The organism is Micromonospora sp. NPDC049201, assembly GCF_055586805.1.
Genome location: NZ_JBVJHM010000032.1, coordinates 1 through 4,140, shown reverse-complemented (window position 1 = coordinate 4,140; position 4,140 = coordinate 1). Strand labels below are relative to the sequence as shown.

The following is a 4,140-nucleotide window of genomic DNA, read 5'->3' as shown; positions in this document are numbered from 1 at the left end:
CGGCTCAACAACCCACCCAGACCGGCCAGCAACACCATGTACACCGTGGTGCCGGTCTCCCGGGCCAGCCGGACGAGGCCCGCGTGCACGTCGGCCGGGATGCGCAGCTTCAGGAGGTCGCCACGGTAGGAGGCGGCGGCCGGGCGGGTGCGTACGGCCGGGATGTTGATCTGGTCGGGCAGCCCGGTGAGCGCGGTCAGCCAGTATGCCGTCTGGCTGCCGAACAGGCTGTGCGGGTCGTCCTTGGCGCCGAGTAGTTCCTCCTGCCAGAGCGTGTAGTCGGCGTACTGCACCGGCAGGGGGGTCCAGTCCGGTGGCCGGCCGCCGTGCCGGGCGGCGTAGGCCGTGACGATGTCACGCGACAGGGGCGCCATCGACCAGCCGTCGCCCGCGACGTGGTGCAACACGAGCAGCAGCACGTGCTCGTCGGCGCCGAGCCGGAGCAGGCTGGCCCGCAGCGGCAGGTCGGTGGCGAGGTCGAAGGCGAACCGGGCGGCCGCCGCGAGCAGTTCCTTCATCTGCTCCGGCGTCACGTCGGCCTCGTCGAACTCGACCCGGGCCTGCTCGGTCGGCACGATGCGTTGCCACGGCCGGCCGTCGACCTCGGGGTACACGGTGCGCAGCGCTTCGTGGCGCGCGACCACGTCGTGCAGGGCCTGGCGGAGTGCCGCGCTGTCGAGGGCGCCGGTGAGGCGGAACGAGATGAGCATGTTGTAGGTCGGGCTGGGGCCCTCCAGCCGGTGCAGGAACCACAGCCGGCGCTGGGCGGAGCTGAGCGGTAGCAGCTCCGGCCGGCTCGTCGCCGGGCGTACCGGTGGCCGGCGTGCCCTGCCCGGGTCGAGGCGGGCGGCGAGACCGGCCACGGTGGGCGTCTCGAACAGCGCGCGGATCGGCACGTCCGCGTCCATCGTGGTGCGGATGCGGCTGATCAGCCGGGTCGCGAGCAGCGAATGGCCGCCGAGGTCGAAGAAGTTGTCGTCGACGCCGACCGCGTCGACGCCCAGCGCCTCGGCGAACAGGTCGGCGATCATCTGCTCGCGCGGGTTGCGGGCGGCGCGCCCGGGCGTGTGCACGGGAGCGGGCAGGGCGGCGCGATCGAGTTTGCCGTTCGGTGTGACGGGCAACGCGTCCAGCAGCACGACCGTGGTGGGGACCAGGTAGTCGGGCAGCCGGTCACGCAGCCAGTCGACCAGTTCGCCGGGCGTACCGGTCCAACCCGGAGCGGGTACGGCGTAGCCGACGAGGCGTACCACCGCGGGCTGGTCCGTGCGGGCGATCACGGTCGCGCGGACCAGTCCGGGATGGCGGGCCAGCACGGCGGCGGCCTCACCGGGCTCGACCCGGAACCCGCGGATCTTCACCTGGTCGTCGGTGCGGCCCAGGAACTCGAGCTGACCGTCCGGGCGCCAGCGGGCACGGTCACCGCTGCGGTAGAGCCGGGAGCCGTTCGGGCCCGCGACGAACCTCTCCGCGGTCAGGTTCGGACGGCCCAGGTAACCGCGGGCGAGTCCGGGACCGCCGATGTAGAGGTCACCGGCGACGCCCACCGGTACGGGATTGAGCCAGGCGTCGAGCACCAGCAGCCGGGCACCGGCTACGGGCTGGCCGATCGGTGCGCGCACCGGCCAGCCGCCGGCCGGGCCGGTCAGCGGCGTGCCGGTGACGACGTGGGTCTCGGCCGGGCCGTAGTGGTTGTGCAGCCCGATGTGTGGGCGGGTGGCGAAGAAGCGGCGCAGTTGCTCCCCGACCACCAGAGCCTCGCCGGCCTGTGCGATCACGTGCAGGTCCAGGAGCCGGCGGTCGCCCTCGGCGGCGGCCTCCGCGATCTCGGCCAGCACCGGCTGCGGCGCGAACAGCTCGGTGGCGGCGTTGTCCTCCAGCCAGCCGGCCAGCAACTCGCCGCTGCGGCGGGTGTCGTCATCCGGGACGAGCAGCGTCCGACCGGTGGTGAGGGCGCCGAAGATTTCCTGGGCGGCGACGTCGAAGCCGACCGAGGTGAACTGCACGGTGCGGGTACCCGGCCCGCCCGGCAGTTCCTCCCGTTGCCACGCCAGCAGGTTGGCCAGCGCGCCGGACGGCATGACCACCGCCTTCGGGGCGCCGGTGGAGCCGGACGTGTAGACGACGTACGCCGGATTGTCGGGCCGGACCACGGGCCTGGCGAGAGTGTGGCCGGACGACCACGACTCCGGACCGATGACCGGTGTGCCGTGTCGGGCGAGCTGGGCATCGGTGGTGAGCAGCAGCGCGGGGCGGGTGTCGGCAAGCATGAACCCGATCCGCTCCGCCGGGTGGCCGAGGTCGATCGGCAGGTAGGCGGCGCCGGCGCGGAGCACGGCGACGAGAGCCACGTAGAGGTCGAGGCAGCGGGGCAGCGCGACGGCGACGACCGACTCCGCGGCGACCCCGTGGTGGGCCAGGGTGGCGGCGAGGTCGTCGGCGCGGCGGAGCAGTTCGGCGTAGGTCAGGCTGCCGTCCGACGCTTCGACGGCGACGTTCTCCGGGGTCGCGGCGGCCTGCGCGGCGATCTGGTCGGCGATCGGCGTGGCGGTCGCGGAGGACGCCGCGTCGGTGCCCCAGCGGTCCAGGTCACCGCGTTCGTCGGCGGTCAGCACGTCGATGTCGTTCAGCCGGCGGCCGGGGTCGGCGACGACCTGGGCGAGCAGCCGCCGCCACCGGTCGACCAGAGCCTCGACGGTCGCCGCGTCGAACCGGTCGGTGGCGTATTCGACGATGCCGCGCAGGCCGTCGGCCCGCCCGGCGTCGTAGCGCTCCAGCAGGCTGAAGAACAGGTCGAACCGGGCCGTGCCGGTGGTGACGGGCCGCAGTTCCACGTGGAGGTCGGCGAGGTCGAAGGCGGCGTCCGGCGTGTTCTGCAACGCCAGCATGACCTGGAACAGGGGATGGTGGGCCAGGGACCGGGCCGGGTTGAGCACCTCGACGAGATGCTCGAACGGGACGTCGTCGTGGGCGTAGGCGTCGAGCGCGACGTCGCGGACCCGGGTGACGAGGTCGGCGAAGGTCGGGTTCCCGGTCAGGTCGACGCGCATCACCAGCGTGTTGACGAAGAAGCCGACCAGGTCGTCGAGCTTCTCGTCGGTGCGCCCGGCGACCGGCGTGCCGATCGGGACGTCCGTGCCGGTGCCGAGCCGGGCCAGGGTGGCCGCGAGCCCGGCGAGCAGCACCATGAAGACGGTGGCCCCTCCGGCGCGGGCGGTCGCGAGGATGCCGGCGTGCAGGTCGGCGTCCAGCGCCAGGTCGAGCATCGCGCCCCGATGGGTGGCGGTCGCCGGGTCCGGCCGGTCCGCCGGCAGCGCGATCCGCTCCGGCAGGCCGGCCAGCGTGTCCTGCCAGAAGCGGGTCTGGGCGGTGAGCCGCGCCGCCGGGTCGCCGACGCCGCCGAGCAGTTCGCGCTGCCAGCCGACGTAGTCGGCGTACCGCACGGGCAGCGGCTCCCACCGCGGCGCCTCGCCGGTGCGGCGGGCGGCGTACGCGGTGACGAGGTCGCGTGACAGGGGGGCCAGGGACCAGCCGTCGGCCGCGATGTGGTGCATCAGCAGCAGCAGGACATGCTCGCTCGGGCCGAGGCGGAACAGGACGGCGCGCAGCGGCAGGTCGGTCGCCAGGTCGAACGGCACGCGGGCGGCATCGAGCAGCGCCGTCGGCAGATCGGCCACGCCGACCGTGGTGACGGGCAGGTCGACCGGGGTGTCGGCGGGCAGCAGGCGTTGCGCCGGCTGGCCGTCCCGGTCCGGGTAGACCGTGCGCAGTGGCTCGTGGCGGCCGACGACGTCACCGAGGGCGGCGGCCAGCGCCGGCACGTCGAGGTCACCGTCGAAGGTCAGGCGCAAACCGATGGTGTACGTCGGGCTGGGACCGTCGATGCGGTCGAGCAGCAGAAGACGTTGTTGCCCGGCGGACAGGGCGGCCGGGTCGTCGTCCGGCCGGTGGCGCAACCGTGGCCGCTCGGCCGGCGTGGCGGCGAGCCGGGTGGCGAGTGCGGCGGGCGTCGGGGACTCGAACAGCGTGCGGATCGGTACGTCGCCGCCGAGTGTGCTGCGGATGCGGCTGATGAGGCGGGTGGCGAGGAGGGAGTGTCCGCCGTGGTCGAAGAAGTTGTCGGTGGGGGTGAGGGTGGGT

At 73.9% G+C, this 4,140-nt stretch carries 1 protein-coding gene; it reads right to left on the bottom strand.

The annotated features are described in order from the left end of the window. On the bottom strand, positions 1 to 4,140 hold a 4,140-nt coding region (locus ACZ6O5_RS31195; protein ID WP_465981905.1), incomplete at both ends, for an acyl carrier protein.